Source organism: Ignavibacteriota bacterium, assembly GCA_013285405.1.
In the GTDB taxonomy this organism is placed as follows: domain Bacteria; phylum Bacteroidota; class Ignavibacteria; order Ignavibacteriales; family Ignavibacteriaceae; genus IGN2.
On record CP053446.1, the window covers coordinates 885,741 to 906,295 of the forward strand.

A 20,555-nucleotide genomic window follows, 5' to 3' on the forward strand; every position below is an offset into this window, starting at 1 on the left:
TTTTTCAAAGTAATAAATCAGAATCTTGATGATCATTTTCGGAAACTTTCTGCGGAGTTTTCACTTGTTCAGTACCAAGCTGATGACGTTTTCGTTCCATTAAATAGACGAAGCCAATTGCAACTGTCAGAAACAAACTAACTCCGGCAGTTAGCAGAACACTGTATCTTTTTTGAATAAAAATTTCTCCTTCACCTTGACGTGGCAGTGGAGATGGATTTATTGGTAATCCATACTGCTGCGCCAACTGATTCACATTCAATAAGTGAATTACAGGAATATTTTTCTCAGCCATATAAATCAGCAATCCTCTGACCGGATAGTTTTTCATTGGTAGAATTTTTGAAAATCCGGTTGGTATAAACTTGCTGTTCTCTACAGATCCAATACTTGAAATACCTCCACCAACATTTATGAAAGCTTTTATTTTATCTTTCTTCCTGTATTTGTTATACAGTTCGATCCGTTTCTGAATGCTGCTTTCAAGATGCTCTTCATTTATAAATTCAATTTTGTTTCTATTTATTGCATCAACTATTAATTGTCTCCCTTCCGGGCTGAGACCTCTGCCTCTGTCAAGACCTCCGCCAATTGACGCAGCAACTGATTTGTTTTTAAATATTCCGCGATTGTATAATGATCTCTCCATGTCGAGCCAGGTATAATAGGGATCATTCGCACCCCAATTGGATGCACCAACTGATGTGATAATAATTGGTTTCAGTTTTAATGTTTGTAAAGCTGAGTGAACTGCTATGTTGAGTCCGGGAAATGAACCGGTAAAAGCAACTGCCACAACATCATTTTTTTCAAGTTCTGCTTCCTTAAGCATATCAACAACGACGGCTGCAAAATTTGGATTTGTTGCTGTAAGTTTTGCTTCAATATATCCGCGGTCAGTTGTGATTGGGGTAATATCCTGACCTATTAAAGCAGTTTCATTCGGATCATTTATAACATCTACAAATACGCCTTTGCGCATTCTTGATTCTTTTAAATAATCCATTGCTTCTTTTGCCAGCTTTGAAGCTTCAAATTTCTGTTCGTAGAATTTGAGTTTGACATCTTCCTTGTCATATTCAACGGCAAGAAAAGCCATTAGCGCCAGCAGTGATAAAACACTCAGAACAGTTTTCGATCCTGAATTTAAATTTTGTATTTGCAATTTCTATTCAAAAATTTATGTTGGTAATAATTCACCGTTAAAAATTAAAATTACAATCAACCTAACGAGTACTGAAGTAATGAAGAGAACACAAAGAGTTCTGTAAATTCCCTGCTTTCCAAACCAATGAGCGATCAAGCCAGGGACTACCCATCCGACTGCTTGCAATTGAACCATATTCGAAGTTAACTCAATCAGTAAAAATTGCCGCGAAAAATTAGCAAGTAAACATCCAACAAGCAGGCACACAACCATCTGTCTCCGCCCGTAGAGAAATGTATAGTGTCCAAGAATTTTAACAATCAGATATGTTGACAAACTTACCAGGATAATTCCAATAAGTCTGTCCGGTTGAGAAAGCTGCAGTGCAATGTATCCGGGGACAACGATTCCACCTGCTGCCAAACCAAAAACTTCATAAGAAAGTAAGCTGAATATTAAACCGAGTGTGATTGCTAGTTCAACCATAAACAACGCTCCTGTTCTCAAAAAAGTCAGCCACTTTTCCACCCATTCCACCCATATTACCAACAGCTACAACAGTTGATTGCTCAGTTGTATAAGCAAGAATCGCTTCGAATACTGCTTCTGGTTCATTCCAGCCAAGATTAATTATTTTATTTCGCTGTACTCCATTGGAAACAGATAACTCTTCAACAATTTCTGAGGATTGTCCAATCAGAATTAAATTATCGAACTGATTTTTTAGTTCACGTCCAACCATTGCAGTTAATTGTTTCGCTCTGTCTAACCTATCCTGCCTTGTATTTAGCAGTATCATTTTAATTCCCCGTAACTCGTTTTCTGCTCGTAATTTTTCCCAGATCATCAGAGTTGATTGAGGATCATTTGCTGCAAATGCATTATAAAAATTAATTTTTTTATTGAAGGCGTTTACACTTGAGAGTTTCAATGCGCCTGCATCAGGAATTGCTTTATACATTCCGTTAAGCGCTGTTTTTCTTTCAATACCCAAATGCAAACTTACTGCAAGAGCAAGAGCTACGTTTTCTTTGTGTTCTATATAACTGAATCCTTTCATCTCTTTCTCAGTTACAAGATCAGGCTCGGCTAATTGAATTTTGCAATTTCTTTTATCGGCTATTTCTTTCAGCTTATTAAAAACTATTTTTTCAGCAGTTAACAAATATTGATTTTTTGGTATGGTGTTCCCGAGTGCTGTTGCAATTTCCGGGAGAGAATATCCCATTACATCGATGTGGTCTAATCTTACATTTGTAATCACAGCTAATGTGGAGTGCAGCATTTTATTTTCAGTAATCCATTGATACTGAGGTTGAACAGCCATACATTCCATAACGATAGCTTGTGCATTTCTTTTCGATGCAAACCTTGTAATTGAGAGTTGTTCAATAATATTAGCTCCGGCTTTACGATAAATTCCCACTTCGCTGCCGTCTTCAAGGATAAGTCGTGGATATGTTCCGGTAACTTTTGTTATGGTTTTTATACCGCTTTCACGCAGAGCAGCACCAATTAGACGTGTTACGCTTGATTTGCCTCTCGTGCCATTGATATGAACACGAATCGGGATTGAATGAATTCTTTTTTGATGAAAATAAAATTCAATCAAACCGTAGAGAGAAAGAATAATTAATACAACCAGCAGTACAGTAAAAACGTACATATAGAATAAAAATTCTCTCTAAATTATTTTCTCTTCAGTGCTATTGAAGAACAAATTTCTTTTGCCATTATTATTTAAGCAGAATCATTTTCTTTGTCTGTACAAAACTGTTAGCCTGCATTCTATAGAAATAAACTCCTGATCCAACTTTGTAACCTGAACTGCTTTCACCATTCCATACAACTTCGTATCTGCCTGCAGATTGAATACCCTCGTGCAAGATATTTATCAGCGTTCCATTGATATCGTATATACTTATTTTCACATTTGATTGTTCCGGGATCGAATAACTAATTCTTGTTTCAGGATTAAAAGGATTTGGGAAATTCTGATCCAATGAATAAGCAGTTGGTATTAAATGATTAATTTCTTCATCATCGTCAACCGAAACTATAGTCGGTGACTTTGTGGTAAATTTAATTGCGATGCCGTTAACTAATTCATTAGCAGTAGCATCATAATATTCATTGTATAAATAGGAAATACCAATGTCTTCGTTATTGTTCTCAATTCCCACTGTGCAGCTTCCGGGTTCTTTAACTACATTATATTGCAATAATAATTCGCCGTCACCTGTGGGTGTTGGATAGTAAGATGGATCGAGAAGAATAATTTGAAAGGTTTCCTTATCTTCAAGATCTGTATAATGCGGCACTGTATCCCATTCTACTATAAACCTATGATTAACAGGATCGGAGTAATAATAAAGTCTTCCTCCTCCCTGTGGTCCGTTAGAAAAGAAATCATCCCAGAAGACTGCAACCATATTATTGATCGTATCCAGACAAGGAAGCGAATAGTTCAAAGACTTAGTTTGTGTCCCGCTGCCGAATGCAATCCAGCCATCGCCGCTAACTCTTAATTGCGAAAAATCGTTTCCGTAATATTTAAAGTTGAATGGCAAATTAACAGTTTGAGTAAAATCACTCAATCCGCCAGGTTTAGGTATTACCGTTCCAATAGTTTTGATTTCAACCCAATTGAATTCGGGGCGTTGTTCCCAAAGCATATCATGACTTGAATATGCATAATATCCATATCCATCCGGTCCAGTTGGGTCAGAAGCTGTAGGCATGGAAACCGGAAGAGTTATTGGCTCAGTTAATATGTATGGATACAATCCATTCTGAGTTTCGAGCTTTAGTGAAAAGGCAGCGTTATATTGAACGGGACAATTTTGGCTTACGGTTATTGTATAAGTATCGGATTCATTAATTGAATTGCTGTCTGGCAAAATTGTACCGAATATAGCTATCGAATCAACAATTGTCATATATGGGTCGTTGGTGCTGATGGTTCCTTTAACATCAGGTGCTATATCATCTCCAATATTTAAAATTTTAAATCTCACCTTAACCGTTTCGCCCGGATCCATTCTGTAATTTTGAAGAACATTTCCTGCATCATCTACAAAAAATTCGTTGAAATCCAGATTACATCCATGAACAACTGCATTATAGTTATAATCCCAGGAAGTTGTCGTACTTACTATGTGCAATTTAAATGGAATTATTGAACCGACAGGACATTCTGGTTCTATAAAAAATTGAAATGGTGCACCAGTTATTGAATCGTTAGGCGCGATATTTCCAAAAACGATAGAATCAACCACCATCTCAACATTAGTTATCGAATCCGGAATAGATAAAACCGCATAAACGTTGTTAGATATTATTGAACCCCAATTTTTAAGAGTATAAGTGATTGAACAATTTTCATTCGGATTTATGAGACCATCATCGTTTCCATCAAGATCTGTAACAACTGGATTTCCGTAAGGCGTTACATTTTCTGCGCCGAGACTTACATTAATTGTATCTTCACTTGGAATAACGTTCCCACCTGTCACAACCACATTGAGAGTACCGGCCGTATTAGGTGTTATATCCAAAGTAGCAATTCCAAGCCCATCAGTAATTGCAGTTTCATAAACACCATTTCCTGAAATACAAACTCGTGCACTACCAACAGGTAATCCGCTTGATGTGTTCTTTACTGTTATTTGTACTTGGTTATATCCTACAAATATTTCATTTGGATGAGTTACAGTAACCTGATTAGGAATATCTTTCCAGATATGCATACTTGGATCGCCAAGCACACAATAAATCTTATAATGATATTGAACATAGGAATCCCCTCCCCCAAAACGTTCATACATTAATAGCTTTCCTGCTAAGAGAGCTTCACCAGGACTTTCAAGATTTGGCTCAAAGGTACCCGGTTGTGGAAACATCCCCGTATAAATTCCTTTGTCAATTGCATTATTATAAGCTGTGTGCGTATTGGAAGTTGGACCAATAAATGCACAACCACCTCTTAATGGTCCTGTGAGTGAACCCATTTCAAGCCAGGCTTCGCCAAAACAATTACCTGCATCGAACATTGCAGCACCGCAGCCGATATTTGTAACAAAGGTTAACTTATTGGAGTTATTTAAACTATTTACGTGTGATGTTCCAAAATAATAACAGTTTGTATGCCAGCCATCATCCCATCCTTCACCACGATAATTCAGAAAACTTCGACCATTATTAAGAGCTGATACAATGTCGTTTACATCGTAGGTACACTGAGAATTACTCATCATAGTATCTACTGAAGTAAATCCCCCATACAATCTCATACGGTCTGCAGTAAATCGTTTCGTTGTAACTTGTGAAGAATAATTATTATTTGAACAAACTGTTGCTTTTTTATACCATGCGGTCTCTGTCGTGTAAGGATATTTTTCATACTTTAAAAATTTATTTACCATTACCTGCAGAATCTGCTCCCCTCCTCCATTGGTGCCATTGTAATTAGTAAACCGACCAATCATCATTTCAGGGAAGTAATCATTTCCTTCGAGTTCAACAAAGTAATCTTCATTAACAAATGTCCATCCATCACCCGTCCAGTATTTTACAGGTGCATTACCAACAGGTGAACCATAATCTCCGATAAGTAATATGTAATCAGGAATATTCTCCCAAGTGGTGTAAACATTTAGAATATAATTCTTAATAATATCGGCGTTAGACTGATTTGCTCCAATCTCACTAAATTTTGTGATAAAAATTTCTGTTCCTGATTTGTGTTTCCATTCAGCATAGGGCTGAAATTCTTCTATATACATGTCCGGCATTATGCACAACATAATATCATGACCGTTTTCCATTCCATTGTATCTCCGCTGCAGCATTTCTTCATAATTAAAAATATATTTTCTATAAAGTTTAGCAAATGATGGAGCAATTGGTCTATTCGGTGTAGTTTTAGGATTAATACTCATCCCAGGAGTATAATTAATTTTAATTGTTATTGATGACACTGCTTGAATTTCATGCTTTGCAGGTGAATAACGAATTGGGAAAATTGAAATGCGAGCTATTCTAAAATCTCTGAAAACAACCGGGTCATCAGCTTTTGCATAGGTGCTTGGATAAACATCTTCAGAAGCATAAGTCAGAGCATTTTCTGTATAAGGAGTTTCTGGCTGCACTTCCCTCCAACTTTCTCTTGCCGGAGGAATATTAATTCCCTCGAAAACCTGAACTGGTGAAGTTTCAATAACCTCAATATTCACAGAACCATCATTGGGAATTGCCAGAATTTTTGTGATGTGAGAAATTTCAGGAAAACCAACATCAGATATTATGCCTTCACCGCCGCAATTTATCTCGTGATAAATTTTTCCATCAGAAGTAAATTCGTTAATCCGGAAGCCTGGTAAATCAACTTTGATTATCGCACCCGATGCATCATCACTTATTAACTGAACAACCGGAGGTGAATCAGCAATGGAATATTTATCGACTGATATCCATTGTGCAAATGAAATGGAATGCAGAAGAATAATTACAACGCAACCAAGTGATCTGATATTAATCATCACCTTATCTCCATGAATATTTTTTGAAAAAAGTTATTTCTCAAACGGATACGAAGTACGGATGAAACGCAATCTTATCAATAAAATTAGTTGGAATTTTTAATGTTAACAACTATTGTTATAGTATTTTTTTCGTTCGGCTAAAGCATCCGCAAATCGCATTCCTTAAATTTTACCGCAATTTGCAAGGTTTTTTATGAGTGATAGTAAAATGGAAATGAGTTATGTAAAATTTGAAGTTATGATTCTCCCAAAAATTAACTATGCCGGATGATCATAATATCGCCATCTTTAACTATATATTCTTTTCCTTCTAATCTCCAGGTTCCTTGTTCTTTTGCCTTTGCAAACGAACTAGCAGAAATAAAATCATCGTAGCCAACTACTTCGGACCGAATAAATTTGTTATAGAAATCTGTGTGAATTTCACCGGCTGCTTGTTGAGCTGTATAACCTTTTTTTATTGTCCATGCCCGGCATTCAGTATCTCCACAAGTAAAGAATGACTGAAGACCTAATAAGTCATACGCCTCTCTGATTATACTGTTCAATGCTGATTCTTTGATACCATACTCATTCATAAAATCTGCTGCTTCTTTTTCTGATAGTTCAGACATTTCCTGTTCGATCTTTCCAAAGAAACAAAGTGCTTTTGTATGAACGCTTAACTTTTTCTTTGTAAGTTCATCGAGATATTTTGATGCCTCAGCCACCTGGGATTCATCAAGATTAAGAGCAACTAACATTGGCTTAACCGAAAGAAGTTGGAATGATGCTAATATTTTTAATTCATCATTTGTAAGATGAGCATCTCTTAAAGGTTTTTCTTCTTGCAATATTGAATTACATTTCTCAAGCAGTAGCAATTCACGCTTTAATTTGTCATCCTGTGTTTTTTGAATTTGTTTTTTGATTGAATCAATTCGTTTCTCAACTATTGCGAGATCCGAAAAAATAAATTCGGTCTCGAATGTTTCAATGTCTCTCATCATATTTACTGAACCATCGGGATGAGGGACAATCTCGCTATTAAATAATCTGACTACCTGGATAAGAGCATCATTTGTTTTCACTTTACTTAAAAAATTACTCGTGAACTGTGTTGAACCGCTATCTCCCTTAATCAACCCAACTACGTCAAGAACTTCAATCGTAGCACTTGTTTTCTTTTTTGGATTAAAAATTTCTGTCAACTTATCAAGTCGTGCGTCTGGAACTTTTATAATCGACTGGTGGGTTTCTGCTTTTGCCATGGCGGATGCATCAAGATGACTTTTTGTTATGGTCTGAAATAAAGTTGATTTTCCGGACTGTGGTAATCCTACTATTCCTATTTGCATTTATTCTTCTTTTTCAAATGATTTTATATATCAAATATAACGAACTCATTTTTATTATATTTTTTTTTAATTTAAGGAATAATTATCAATCATTTTTTGAAAGAGTAATGATGAAGCAAAACCTAATTACCCTGACGATTACAATTTTAACATTTATTGTTTTACAATCCTGCAGCACAGTTCCATTAACAGGAAGATCACAGCTTAATATGATACCAAGCAGCGAAATGCTCTCAATGAGCTTTCAACAATATGATCAGTTCTTAAAAGAAAATAAATTAAGCACGAATCAGACTGAAGTTAATTTAGTAAAAAATACAGGAGTAAAAATTCAGCATGCTGTTGAGAGATATATGAAAGAAAATAATTTATCTGACAGATTGAATGGGTACAAGTGGGAATTTAATCTTGTTAAAGACGATCAGGTAAATGCATGGTGTATGCCCGGTGGAAAAGTTGTTGTTTATACGGGGATTCTTCCTGTTACAAAAGACGAAGCTGGTTTGGCTGTAGTAATGGGTCACGAAATTGCCCATGCAATTGCTGAACACGGAAACGAAAGAATGAGTCAACAGTTATTACAGCAGGCTGGCGCGGTTGGTTTAATGGTAGCAATGAAAGAAGAGCCAGCACAAACACAGGCACTATGGCTTTCGGTTTATGGAGTTGGAACTACAGTAGGAATTATGCTTCCATACAGCAGAACTCAGGAAAGTGAAGCTGATCATCTCGGATTAATTTTTATGGCGATGGCTGGATACGATCCACACGCTGCACCCGAATTCTGGAAAAGAATGGCTGCATCAAAACAAGGTGGACAACCGCCTGAGTTTCTTAGTACTCATCCATCAGATCAAACAAGAATAAATGACATCACCTCCTGGATTCCTGAAGCGATGAAATATTATAAAAAGTAATCGCGCTAAAAATCTTAAATGATATTTTCAAAAATGTTTTATGATTGACTTTGCGGAAAGAAAGATTAATAAACTTCTGATTAAAATTGACAGGACAACTTGTATTGCCACACAAAACTATATCAAAGCAGCACCAAATTTCTTTGAACTTGATGATGAGAGAATTTGTGCATTTAAGGATTCAACAGAAACTACACCGAATGAAGAAATTATAGAAGCTTGTTCAGTCTGCCCGGTTCAGGCTTTATATGTACTGGATGAAAATGGGAAACAGCTTGTCCCTAAATTTTTGTAGATTTTAATTTTTTTAGTTTACCAGTCCATTACTTTTTTATCACTCCAGAATAATCCTGTTTTATCAATAGGAGTTTCAGTTGCAAGCCAGACAATAGTCTCCGCACCCTTTTTCACAGAACGGGTTGCTGTCCAGCCACCCATATCTGTTCTAACCCAGCCGGGACAAACCGAATTAACTGCTATCTTTTTTCCTTTTAATGCTGAAGCAAACTGTTTTGTAATTGCATTTAATGTTGTTTTAGAAATACTGTAAGCAGGTGCATAACTATCCATATCATGGAGAGCACCGGCATTACTTGAAACATTAATTATCCTACCTCCTTTCTCCAAGAATGGAAGAAATTCTCTTATAACTATAAATGCACCAATTGAATTTGTATTTAACACACTACGGAACTCTTCGGTAGAAAGTTTAATAATTTCAGAATCTTTAAATATTGCGGCATTATTAATTAAAACGTCCAACCGAATTTTTAGCTTTTCAAATTCAGATGCTGCAATCTTAATACTTTCTTCATTGGAAACATCCATCTGGATGAAGTCAGCTATAATTTTTTCATTCCTTAATTTTTCAACTTTATCATTCCCTTTATCACTATTTCGCGCAGACAGGAAAATGTGATAACCAAGTAGTCCTAATTGCCTGCAAACTTCCAGACCAATTCCACGATTGCCTCCAGTTACAAGAACAGTTTTAAGAATTGATTGCCCCATCAATCTGAACTTAGATCAATTATTTCCAACTACTATCTTAAAATTAAATATTGGAGTTCCAAGAGCGCCCCACAATCTCACCCATATCGGAAGTAATTGTTCTGTTCCTCTTGCTGTTGAAATGTCTCCCATATCTATTATATCATTTTCATTCCAACCGAAAGTTGTTAAAAGTTTTTTGATTTCGGATTTTGCACCTCCATCATTACCATTAAGAAAAATATTTGTTGGTTCTGGCAATAATTTTGGATTCACCATCAGATAAGCAGTTAATGTGTTTAGACTTTTCACAACTTTAGTTTTGGTAAATGTTCTTTGGATAAGTTCACTCAGAGAATCTGTATTACTGATTGTTAAAGTTGGAGGCATTCCTTTTGAAAAATCAAGTGGGTTGGAAATATCAAGTAATATTTTATTTGAAAGATTATTTTCACCAGCTAATTTAAGAGCATCGATTGAACCGGTACCACTTGTTGCATTAACAAGCAGTTCTCCGAATGACGCAGCTTCTGAATAAGTTCCAAGCTGAACTTTTGAATTATTTTTCAGCCATTCGTTAAATGGTGGTCTTCCAAAATTATCCTTCCCGGTTTTTGCAAGTGTCGCTTGTTTATCTCTTGTTCCAATGAACACCTGATGACCAAGTTGAACTAACTTTTCCGCAATAGTTTGTCCTACCACACCGGTACCAAAAATTCCTATTTTCATTTTTAACTCCTTAGTTTATTTATAATTATTTGCATCCAATCTAATAAAAAATAATTTAATGAGTCAACTATTTCCATATACTTACTAATGCTCATCCCGGATTTAAAATCATAAATCAGATATATTTTATTAATGCACATTTCGATTATCTCTATTATTTTCTGAATGGTTAATATTTAAAACACTAACTTTAAAGAAAGGAATAAATATTTTTTTCAAATGGAATACTCTGAAACCTTTTCGAAACTCAGATCACTTTTCTTTTCAAATGGACCAATCGCTCCGCAAGGCATAAAATTTGGCGATGTTGTTATTTATAAATTTAATTTTCATTCCTCATCCTACGATCTGCTTCCAGGAAACAACAACTATTATTGCAAAAAACACAATATAAATTTTAACAACTCATTCACGTTCTTCAATGATGTCGGGACCATTCAAAACGGAGTTCATATTGAAGATATTGCTGTAGAAGAAAACAGGAACTTCAGCTACTACATATTAAAACCACAGAACCAAAACAAGATTAAGAAAGTTACATTCCTCTTTCATGGTTTCAACGAAAAAAACTGGGATAAGTATCTGCCTTGGGCTGAAGCAATCTGCGCAAGAACACAAAGTGCAATTGTTTTTTTTCCAATAGCTTTTCACATGCAGCGCTCGCCGCTTAGCTGGAGTGACAAAAGAAAAATGTATGAGTTGAGCGAAAAGAGAAAAAAGAAATATCCAAACATTATCAATTCCACCCTATCGAATGTTGCAATTAGTATGAGGCTTCATTCAATGCCTCAAAGATTTATCTGGTCTGGATTACAGACATATTATGATGTAATCAACTTTCTGGAAGATTGCAGAAATAATAAGCACGAATTGATCGATAAACAATTTTCATTTGACATTTTTGCATATTCGATTGGTGGTCTGCTTGCACTTATACTTAAATTATCAAATCACAATAACTACTTTGATGATTCAAAAGTATGCTTGTTTTGCAGTGGTGCTGTTTTTAACCGTCTTTCTCCAGTCTCAAAATTTATTTTGGATAGTGAGGCAAATGTTGCTCTTTACTCATACCTCATCGAACATATTGATATTTTTTTAAAAAGAGATGCTCTGCTTCATCATTACATTGAAGATGATCATTTTGAAGGGAAAGTTTTCCGCTCAATGCTCGATTACCACAATATGAGAGAATTCAGAGAAGCGCTTCTCAGAAAATTTGAAAAGCAAATCTATGCAATTTCGTTGAAGAAAGATTCCGTTATTCCTTCGTTTGAAATAATGAATACGTTAAACGGAGCGTTCAGGGATATTCAAATTAAAGTTGAAGAGCTTGATTTCAGTTACGATTACATGCACGAAAATCCCTTCCCTGTTAACCACAAGTACTCAGCGAAGATTGATGAAAATTTTACGAATGTATTTGAAAAAGTAGGAAAGTTTTTAAGTGCCTGATGGGAGTATGATAACTCATCTAATAATTACTGTACATATCCCAACCTTTAAAACTCAATATTTTTTCAGAATAATTATAGAAGTTTATTTTTATTTATTATTATTGCGGTAAATAATTAGTTACTACCAATTTTAGGACCGTGCAATGGACATATCATATTTGCTGTCAAAACGATTTTTTTTTATTGATACTCTTCCAATTTATAGGATGAGAACAGAATAACAATAAAAATAAAACAACTACTGACAACTCAACAACACATCGACTAATGCTTAAACATATCAAACTTATAGAGACAATATTTTACGTCAACGACCAAGAGGTAAGTTGCAAGTTTTATCAAAATCTATTTCGTATGCAGGCAGACCTAAATGTTCCGGGTATGACAGAATTTCACTTGTCAGTCAATTGTAAAATTGGGCTAATGCCAAATAAAGGAATTGCAAAAATATTAGTAGACAAAATACCGCATCCAGACAGCGGGAATGGGATTCCGAGATGTGAACTGTATTTGTATGTTGAAAATATTCAGCTTGAATTTGATAATGCAATTAAAAGTGGGGCAAAACTAATAAGTCCTATTATTGAAAGAGACTGGGGAGACAAGGTTTGCTACTTTTCCGATCCGGACGGACATATCATTGCATTTGCGGAGAAAATGGAGAAAGAGAACTAAGTGAACTCAAAATTTATAACTGTAACTTGCAACACCACACCAGACTAATGAACCACTGTTGGTAACACACGTTTTGCGTTGTGCGGGCTGGCGTGCAAACCTGTAACTTTGTACTTCTAATTAACATTAATAATAAATTGAAACTTTGTACTTTGAAACCCGCCGATGTTAAAACAGTAGAGCTTTATTCATCACTGATACTCATCCCTCCAAAGGAGTCCTTTGGACAACTTTTAACCGGCAATGTATCCGTTGTGGATAGTTGAAGAGTTTTTATAAATTTTCCTGTTGTCCGTACGCATTATCAACGGCGAGATTTAACTCTGAAATTTGGACAGTGGTTAATTAATTGAACTCCTCTTTTTGTAAATAAATTATAATAATGTTTTATAAATTACTTGTAGTGATTTTTTAATATAAGAAAAAAATTATGACAATAAATAATATAAAAATTCCTGATGAACGATTAAGAAATATCTGCCAAAAATATCTTGTCAAAGAACTGGCGGTGTTTGGTTCAGCTTTAACTTCTGATTTCAGAAATGACAGTGACATTGACCTACTCAACATATTTCATGATAAAGCGGAACACAGTCTTTTTAGTAAAGTTCGGATGAAAGAAGAATTTGAAGAATTGTTTGGAAGACCTGTTGATCTTATAAGTCGCAGAGCAATTGAAAACAACCGTAACTTATATAAAAGAAAAGCAATACTTGAAAATCTAAAGGTAATCTATGCAGCGTGACATCAGCTATTTTTCAGATATACTTGAGTCATCTAAATTAGCTGTTAATTACCTGAAGAAAATTTCTTTCCAAGAGTTTACACGGGACACAGCAATTCAGGATGCTGTAATTCGCAGAATCGAAATTATTGGTGAAGCTCCAAATAGAATAAGCGACATATCAAGACAAATGTATGTTCATTTACCATGGATTGAGATGAAAGGAATGAGAAACCTCTTAATATATGATTATGACGAAATTGACCTCAAAGAGGTTTGGAACACCGTTAAAAATGATTTACCTTTTCTTATAAAAGAAATTGAAAAGATTCTGAATTAACTGTACTCATCCCAGTTTTTCAACATAAATTTAAACTACCCAAATTTGATCTTTTTTTTCAGTCTCATTTAATTCTTATTATTGTGTCAAATAATAACTGAATAAATTTTCGTGAGTACCAATATGAAAATTAAATTATCAAATTTCTCATTTACTTTTATTTTTCTATTTCTGCTGTTTAATAATTTAATAAGAGGTCAGGAATGGAATACCGATGAGAAAGATTTAACAAAAAGAGTTGAACAGTTCTTATTTTTTGCGGGTAATTACGATATTGAATCGATGTCAAAAATGATGACGGATCATGCAAACGTAGGAATTGCAAGGTTAAAAGATGGAAATAATTTTATAATCACGATGACAATTCAACAATATTTTGAAGAAACGCAAAAAAGAACTCTTCGACCTTACTTCGAACCGGTAAACGAATTTACCATTCATATTGATGATGAACACTTAGCTTTTGTAAGAGCGGATGCAATTCTTTACGCTTATGGAGTACCCCAATCGCATAATTTAGACTACTTTATCTTAATGAAAGAAAATGATGTGTGGAAGTTTTTAAGTCTATCATATACTCCAACTCCAATTCCGTAGAATAAAAAGATTTTTAATCTGAATATTTTTGGAAGAAGTTATGCACAAGCCTGGTGCAGTCAAAGACCCGAATTCGTTTCTTTATTTTTTGCAGAAGGCGGATCATTAACAATAAATGATAGAAATCCAGCAACCGCCAGAGAAGAAATTTCAAAAGTAGCTGAGAGCTTTATGACTGCCTTTCCTGATATTATTGTTACAATGGATAGTCTTGTTACCACTTCAGAAGGTGCAGAGTTTTATTGGACGTTTACCGGAACTAATACAGGTCCGGGAGGAAGCGGTAAGAAAGTGAAAATCAGTGGTGTTGAAATTTGGCAGCTTGACGATAACGGACGAATAAAGAAATCACAAGGAAGTTTTGATACAGAAAAATATAATAGACAAATTAAGAACGGATCTGAAAATAAATGTAAAACAACAACCTTCAACAAAAAACTGACTAACATTTTTATATGATGACACTTAAAATTGAAATAAGATGAGAAAAATAATTGCTGCAATCAATATGACGCTTGATGGGTTTTGCGACCATACAGCAATCATCCCGGATGAAGAAATACATCAACATTATGCTGATCTATTAAGTAATGCAGATGCCGTTCTATATGGAAGGATTACATATCAACTTATGCAATTCTGGCAAACGCTGATAAAAAATCCTTCAGGAGAAAAATCAATGGATGACTTTGCTGTTGCCATGGATAAAATTCCAAAAATTGTTTTTTCAAATAAGTTAAAAAATACAGATTGGGAGAGCGCGAAACTTGCAAAACAATCTCTTGAAGAAGAAGTTTTAAAACTCAAAAATTTCGTCAAAGATGGAGACAAAGACATTTTCGTTGGTAGTCGAAGCTTAATCATACAGCTAATGAATCTAAATTTAATTGACGAATACCAACTGTGCGTTCACCCTGTCATTGTAGGAAAAGGACTACCATTATTTGAAAACATAAATGGCAAAACTATTTTTAAACTAATAAGAGCCAAGATTTTTAGTAGTGGTGCAGTAATACTTTATTATGAACCGACAAATACAAGAACAACGAACCGCTAACAAGATTACTGTAAAAAGACAATAACAAACTACAGACAACAGAGAACTTTATGAGAAAAATAATTTCATTTATGCATATATCGCTTGATGGTTTTGTAGCAGGACCGAATGGAGAACTCAACTGGGCTAAAGTTGATGAGGAAATTTTTGATTTTGTCGGCAAACGGATAAGCAAAGGAGACACTGCATTATATGGACGATTAACTTATCAGATGATGGAAAGCTACTGGCCCACCGCCGGTGACAAGCCGACAGCAACCAGGCACGACATTGAACATTCAAAGTGGTATAGTAAAGTTCATAAAGTTGTTTTATCAAAAACCATGAAAGACGTGAGTTTACTCAACACAGAAATAATTAGCGACAACCTTTCGGAGAAAATAAAAAAAATAAAACAACATGGAGATGATGATATCTTGCTTTTGGGAAGCCCGACAGCAACTCATTCGTTGTTTCAATTGAACTTAATTGATGGATATTGGTTGTTTGTTAATCCGATTATACTTGGGCAAGGCATTCCACTATTTGTAAATGTTAAAGATAGTATAAAACTAAAACTATTGACTACCCGACAATTCACTTGCGGAGTAACTGAACTGAATTACACAGTGGATAGAGAATGAATGAAAATACAAGATCAAATCAAAGAGTATATTGCTAATCAACCTGAACCAAAGCGTACAGACATTAAAGTTTTGCACAAACGCATACTTCAAATATTGCCCAAATGTAGATTATGGTTCTTAGATGGCAAAGATGCTAAAGGTAAAATTGTTTCCAATCCTAATATCGGATATGGATTTTACACCATAAAATATGCTGATGGAACTACCAGAGAGTTTTATCAAATTGGATTAAGTGCAAACAAAACCGGAATTTCTGTTTATATACTTGGTATTGATGATAAAACATACTTACCTAAAACGTTTGGTAAAAAATTAGGCAAGGCAAGTGTAACAGGGTATTGCATTAAGTTTAAATCGTTGAAAGATATAAACATAGATGTACTTGAAACAGCAATTCGCTACGGATTTAAATATTAATTTTATTATTTTGGTTCGGTGCGACAACAAATAAATTCTCTTATTCTTAGCGATACTCATTCAAGTTTTTATTTCAAGATGCTAATTGATTGAAGAAAATCAAGCAGGTTTTTTATTTTGGATAAATTTTAATAGTTTGCTGAAAAAAATCCGTCGGAAAAAGGACTTCCCGCAATCAATTTATTTTATTAGTTTCTATTCGGTTTAGCTCCTTTTTAAGATGGCTTTCCCGCAGTAGAATTACAAATTTTATATTCGATTTTTATTATTGCGGTAAACAATTAGTTATAGGCAATGGCAGACCAATAGCACTACAAATCTCAACAGACGAATAAAATGAAAGCAATCATAAAATCAACAGTAATTGCAACTCTAATTGTAACTGGAATTACTTTAACATCTTGCAACAGCAATAACAATCAAAAACAGGAAACAATGGAAACAGAAGTTCCAAAAATCAGTGAGTTCGCAGTAGGGGAAGAAAACACAGGCTTCGCACAGTACTTTTCTGGCAGGTCGTGGCTTGCACCATTAACAAGCAACAAAGACCTAAACGTACCAATGTTCAACGTAACCTTTGAACCGGGTTGTCGCAACAACTGGCACAGTCACACAGGCGGTCAAATTCTTGTTGCCGTTGGCGGTGTGGGATATTATCAGGAACGTGGTAAACCAGCCGTTCGTATGGAGGTTGGCAAAGTAATAGAAATCGCCCCCAATGTAGAACATTGGCACGGAGCAGCACCCGATAGTTGGTTTTCACATATCGGAGTAGAATGTAATCCTCAAATTAATAAGAACACTTGGTTAGAGCCAGTTTCTAATGAAGAATATAAACAAGCAGTGAGTGAAGCAGTAAAATAATCCTCCAAATTATGAGCAAAGGTAAGATTGTAAAGTGGATTTTATTTTTGGTTTTAATATTAAATGGACATACGATGAATGCACAAAATAAAACGGATAGCCTAAACCAACAGCAACAAAGTTTAGTCATCATTTCTGCACTGACGGCAACAGGAGATTTGGAAAATCTGAAAACCGAATTGAATAATGCATTAGACGATAAAGTTTCCATAAACGAAATAAAAGAAGCATTGGCACATCTATACGCTTATTGTGGTTTTCCTCGAAGCCTAAATGGATTAACCACTTTAATGCAAGTTGTAGAGAAACGAAAAAAAGCAGGTAAAAGCGATGTTGTTGGTCGTGAAGCAAGTCCGATTTCTACAAATAAATCAATGCTTGAAATAGGAACGGAAGTACAGACAAAATTAGTGGGACAACCTGTTTCAGGTGGTGTTATGGAGTTTGCCCCTGTTATTGACCGTTATTTAAAGGAACATCTTTTCGGTGCTATTTTCTCAAGCGATATACTGAACCACCAACAAAGAGAATTAGTAACAATTTCTGCATTAGCCTCAATGTCTGGAACGCTTGGACAATTACAATCACACATTGGAATTGGAATGAATACAGGACTTACAGAAAATCAGTTCAATCAAACTTTCAATTTGATAGAAAAGTATATTGGCAAAAAACAGGCAGACGATGCAAGAGCAGTACTTTCAGAAACAATTAGAAAATAAAAATATGATACTAAATGAAAAATACACCCTTTCAAATGGGTTAGAAATTCCAAAAATAGCACTTGGAACTTGGTTCATTGGCGATGAAACCGTAGCACAGGTAGTAAAAGATGCCATCGAAATTGGATACAGACACATTGATACGGCTCAGGCGTATGGAAATGAAAGAGGAATTGGCGAAGGACTAAAGGCTTGCAGTATAAAACGTGAAGATTTGTTTATCACCACAAAACTGGCGGCAGAAGTAAAATCATATAATGACGCTGTTGCTTCCATAGCCAATTCATTAAAATTATTAGGACTTGATTATATAGACCTGATGATTATTCACAGCCCTAAACCTTGGGCTCACTATGAAAAAGAAAACCGTCATTTTGATGGCAACCGTGAAGCGTGGCGAGCTTTGGAAGATGCGTATAAAGCAGGAAAAATCCGCTCAATTGGAGTATCAAATTTTCAGATTATAGATATTGAAAACATAGTTGCAGGCTGTAAGGTAAAACCAATGGTCAACCAAATATTAGCCCACATCAGCAATACACCTTTTGAGTTGATAGATTACTGCAAACAGAACAACATCCTTGTTGAAGCCTATTCACCGATAGCGCACGGAGAATTATTGAAAAATGAGCAAGTAGTAAAAATGGCTGAAAAATATGGAGTAAGTGTACCGCAATTAGCCATTCGATACTGTCTTGATTTGGGGCTATTACCGTTGCCAAAGACAACCAATCCAAAGAATATGAAGAATAATGCGGACGTAGATTTTGAAATATCAGCAAACGACTTGGAGATTTTAAAAAACATAGAGCCGATAAAAAATTATGGTGAAGCAAGTAACTTTCCTGTGTTCTGGAAATAATCTACCCTAAGCCACAGCCTATAACAAGGTATTGCCAAAAGCGGGGCTGAACGGCTTCGATTGGACATTTGTGCAAGGTTCAACTTTCGTTCTTAGATTAAACTTTAGTGCTAAAAATCCCCGCCTTCGGTAATACCCAAACTGTTACTGATACTCATCCCAACTCTTAACCGGTAATGTATCCATTGTGAATTGCTGAAGTGCTTTTATAAATCTTTTCGTTGCCTGCACGTTTAAACGCAGGCAAGGTTTACCTTTAAAATTTGGATAAAGGCGATTTTCCCGTAATTTTGCCCTTGTAATTTAAACAAAGGTAAAATTCGTCCTCGTTAATAGGAAAAAAATGAAATTTGAGGCACAAAAACCATATAACACTCTTCCCGATTTACCACCGAAAGGTGATATCGAAACAAAAGAAATTCTAAAAAAAACAATTTCTGCAAGCAGGGCTTTATCAGAATTAAAGGGGGCAATAACGAATCTTCCTAATCCATTATTATTTATCGACACCATAAACTTACAGGAAGCTCAGGCTAGCTCTGCAGTTGAAAATATAGTAACTACTCAGGATGCATTATTTCAGGCAGCAGTGGCTGAGAAGAAAATTATTGACAATGCCATCAAAGAAGTGATACACTATAAGGATGCTTTATGGCATGGATTTGAAGAAATAAAAAAGAAACCAATTCTGACTACGAACCTTTTTATCTCTATAATGAGAATCATAAAAGAAAATCAGTCGGGAATCAGAAGCCTGCCAGGAACTCAATTGAAAAATCCTGCAACAGGAGAAATAATATACACTCCACCTGAAGGAGAAAAGTTAATCAGAGAAAAACTGAAGTCGTTGGAAGTATTCATCAACGAAAATATCAATATTGATCCGTTGATTAAATTAGCCTTAGTACATTATCAGTTCGAAGCGATTCATCCATTCTTTGATGGAAATGGAAGAACCGGAAGAATTATTCTGCTTCTTTATTTAAAACTCTGTGGACTTATTGATTTACCCTCCTTGTATTTAAGTGGTTATATTTTAAATAACAGGAGCGAATATTACAAACGATTGAGAAATGTAACTGAAAAAGATGATTGGGAGAACTGGATAATATATATTCTTGATATGATCGAAGTGACTTCGCAAAAAGGAAGTGAAAAAATTTTGTTAATCGGAAAATTAATGTCTGAGCTTGGAGAGCAGATACGTGAAAAATTACCCAAAGTTTATTCGAAAGATTTGCTCGAAATATTATTCAGGCTACCGTACACAAAGAGAAACTTGCTTGAAGCCGCAGGATTGGGAAATGTTAAAACTTCCGGGGGTTATTTGAAAAGTTTAGAAGATGCAGGCTTTTTAAAAAGTATTCAAGTTGGTAAAGAAAAATTGTTCTTAAATTATAAATTAATGGAAGTACTCAAAAGTTGATAAAGTTTCGCTAGCGAAATTAACTACTGATACTCATCCCTCCAAAGGAGTCCTTTGGACAACTTTTAACCGGCAATGTGTCTGTAGTAAATCAATTAAAATTCTATTTTTGTAAATAAGTTATA

At 35.1% G+C, this 20,555-nt stretch carries 22 protein-coding genes; 15 read left to right on the forward strand and 7 right to left on the reverse strand.

Annotated features, from left to right (window positions below; all coding sequences use genetic code 11):
• Positions 1 to 4: 4 nt before the first annotated feature.
• The 5 genes from pgsW to ychF form a co-directional block, all read right to left on the reverse strand.
• Positions 5 to 1,165: a poly-gamma-glutamate system protein gene (gene pgsW / locus HND39_03825; GenBank protein ID QKJ95477.1), complete on the reverse strand. Its 1,161-nt coding sequence runs from the start codon at positions 1,163 to 1,165 to the stop codon at positions 5 to 7.
• Between the two features lie 15 nt (positions 1,166 to 1,180).
• Positions 1,181 to 1,633, reverse strand: coding sequence for a poly-gamma-glutamate biosynthesis protein PgsC (gene pgsC / locus HND39_03830; GenBank protein ID QKJ95478.1), 453 nt, complete (start codon positions 1,631 to 1,633; stop codon positions 1,181 to 1,183).
• Positions 1,626 to 2,813 carry a poly-gamma-glutamate synthase PgsB gene (gene pgsB, locus HND39_03835; GenBank protein QKJ95479.1) on the reverse strand — a complete coding sequence of 396 codons (1,188 nt, stop codon included), beginning with the start codon at positions 2,811 to 2,813 and terminating at the stop codon, positions 1,626 to 1,628. Before pgsB ends, pgsC begins: the two co-directional genes overlap by 8 nt.
• A 70-nt stretch (positions 2,814 to 2,883) precedes the next feature.
• A complete protein-coding gene (locus HND39_03840; GenBank protein ID QKJ95480.1) occupies positions 2,884 to 6,687 on the reverse strand; it encodes a T9SS type A sorting domain-containing protein in 3,804 nt (1,267 codons plus the stop codon).
• Positions 6,688 to 6,944: 257 nt separating this feature from the next.
• The gene (gene ychF / locus HND39_03845) at positions 6,945 to 8,027 is read right to left on the reverse strand and encodes a redox-regulated ATPase YchF (protein QKJ95481.1); all 1,083 of its coding nucleotides are present in this window, start codon (positions 8,025 to 8,027) and stop codon (positions 6,945 to 6,947) included.
• A 107-nt stretch (positions 8,028 to 8,134) separates the two neighbouring features.
• Between ychF and HND39_03850 the strand changes: the two genes are divergently transcribed.
• Together HND39_03850 and HND39_03855 are read left to right on the forward strand one after the other, a co-directional pair.
• Positions 8,135 to 8,944, forward strand: coding sequence for a M48 family metallopeptidase (locus tag HND39_03850; GenBank protein QKJ95482.1), 810 nt, complete (start codon positions 8,135 to 8,137; stop codon positions 8,942 to 8,944).
• Positions 8,945 to 8,984: 40 nt separating this feature from the next.
• A complete protein-coding gene (locus tag HND39_03855) occupies positions 8,985 to 9,239 on the forward strand; it encodes a ferredoxin (GenBank protein ID QKJ95483.1) in 255 nt (84 codons plus the stop codon).
• Between the two features lie 17 nt (positions 9,240 to 9,256).
• Here HND39_03855 and HND39_03860 read toward each other — a convergent pair whose 3' ends face one another.
• Both HND39_03860 and HND39_03865 read right to left on the reverse strand, forming a co-directional pair.
• Positions 9,257 to 9,955 (reverse strand): SDR family oxidoreductase, encoded by a 699-nt coding sequence (locus HND39_03860; GenBank protein ID QKJ95484.1) that lies wholly within the window; start codon positions 9,953 to 9,955, stop codon positions 9,257 to 9,259.
• A 15-nt stretch (positions 9,956 to 9,970) separates the two neighbouring features.
• On the reverse strand, positions 9,971 to 10,663 hold the full coding sequence (locus HND39_03865) for an NAD(P)-binding domain-containing protein (protein QKJ95485.1): 693 nt from the start codon (positions 10,661 to 10,663) through the stop codon (positions 9,971 to 9,973).
• Positions 10,664 to 10,882: 219 nt separating this feature from the next.
• Between HND39_03865 and HND39_03870 the strand changes: the two genes are divergently transcribed.
• From HND39_03870 to HND39_03930, 13 genes are all read left to right on the forward strand, one after another.
• Positions 10,883 to 12,118 (forward strand): hypothetical protein, encoded by a 1,236-nt coding sequence (locus tag HND39_03870; protein ID QKJ95486.1) that lies wholly within the window; start codon positions 10,883 to 10,885, stop codon positions 12,116 to 12,118.
• Between the two features lie 269 nt (positions 12,119 to 12,387).
• On the forward strand, positions 12,388 to 12,795 hold the full coding sequence (locus tag HND39_03875) for a lactoylglutathione lyase (protein ID QKJ95487.1): 408 nt from the start codon (positions 12,388 to 12,390) through the stop codon (positions 12,793 to 12,795).
• 436 nt (positions 12,796 to 13,231) lie between these two features.
• Positions 13,232 to 13,540: a nucleotidyltransferase gene (locus tag HND39_03880; protein ID QKJ97869.1), complete on the forward strand. Its 309-nt coding sequence runs from the start codon at positions 13,232 to 13,234 to the stop codon at positions 13,538 to 13,540.
• Positions 13,530 to 13,859, forward strand: a complete 330-nt coding sequence (locus tag HND39_03885) for a DUF86 domain-containing protein (protein ID QKJ95488.1) — start codon at positions 13,530 to 13,532, stop codon at positions 13,857 to 13,859. The genes HND39_03880 and HND39_03885 overlap by 11 nt, the downstream gene beginning before the upstream one ends.
• A gap of 123 nt (positions 13,860 to 13,982) precedes the next feature.
• Positions 13,983 to 14,456: a hypothetical protein gene (locus tag HND39_03890; GenBank protein ID QKJ95489.1), complete on the forward strand. Its 474-nt coding sequence runs from the start codon at positions 13,983 to 13,985 to the stop codon at positions 14,454 to 14,456.
• Between the two features lie 9 nt (positions 14,457 to 14,465).
• A complete protein-coding gene (locus tag HND39_03895; protein ID QKJ97870.1) occupies positions 14,466 to 14,915 on the forward strand; it encodes a SnoaL-like domain-containing protein in 450 nt (149 codons plus the stop codon).
• Between the two features lie 22 nt (positions 14,916 to 14,937).
• Positions 14,938 to 15,513: a dihydrofolate reductase gene (locus HND39_03900; protein QKJ95490.1), complete on the forward strand. Its 576-nt coding sequence runs from the start codon at positions 14,938 to 14,940 to the stop codon at positions 15,511 to 15,513.
• A gap of 50 nt (positions 15,514 to 15,563) precedes the next feature.
• Positions 15,564 to 16,136 (forward strand): dihydrofolate reductase, encoded by a 573-nt coding sequence (locus HND39_03905; protein QKJ95491.1) that lies wholly within the window; start codon positions 15,564 to 15,566, stop codon positions 16,134 to 16,136.
• The gene (locus HND39_03910; GenBank protein QKJ95492.1) at positions 16,137 to 16,556 is read left to right on the forward strand and encodes a DUF1801 domain-containing protein; all 420 of its coding nucleotides are present in this window, start codon (positions 16,137 to 16,139) and stop codon (positions 16,554 to 16,556) included. It begins immediately after the preceding gene.
• Positions 16,557 to 16,892: 336 nt separating this feature from the next.
• Positions 16,893 to 17,420 carry a cupin domain-containing protein gene (locus HND39_03915; GenBank protein QKJ95493.1) on the forward strand — a complete coding sequence of 176 codons (528 nt, stop codon included), beginning with the start codon at positions 16,893 to 16,895 and terminating at the stop codon, positions 17,418 to 17,420.
• 11 nt (positions 17,421 to 17,431) lie between these two features.
• Positions 17,432 to 18,142 carry a carboxymuconolactone decarboxylase family protein gene (locus HND39_03920; protein QKJ95494.1) on the forward strand — a complete coding sequence of 237 codons (711 nt, stop codon included), beginning with the start codon at positions 17,432 to 17,434 and terminating at the stop codon, positions 18,140 to 18,142.
• A gap of 4 nt (positions 18,143 to 18,146) precedes the next feature.
• Positions 18,147 to 19,004 (forward strand): aldo/keto reductase, encoded by an 858-nt coding sequence (locus HND39_03925; protein QKJ97871.1) that lies wholly within the window; start codon positions 18,147 to 18,149, stop codon positions 19,002 to 19,004.
• Positions 19,005 to 19,347: 343 nt separating this feature from the next.
• On the forward strand, positions 19,348 to 20,430 hold the full coding sequence (locus tag HND39_03930; protein QKJ95495.1) for a Fic family protein: 1,083 nt from the start codon (positions 19,348 to 19,350) through the stop codon (positions 20,428 to 20,430).
• Positions 20,431 to 20,555: the final 125 nt, after the last annotated feature.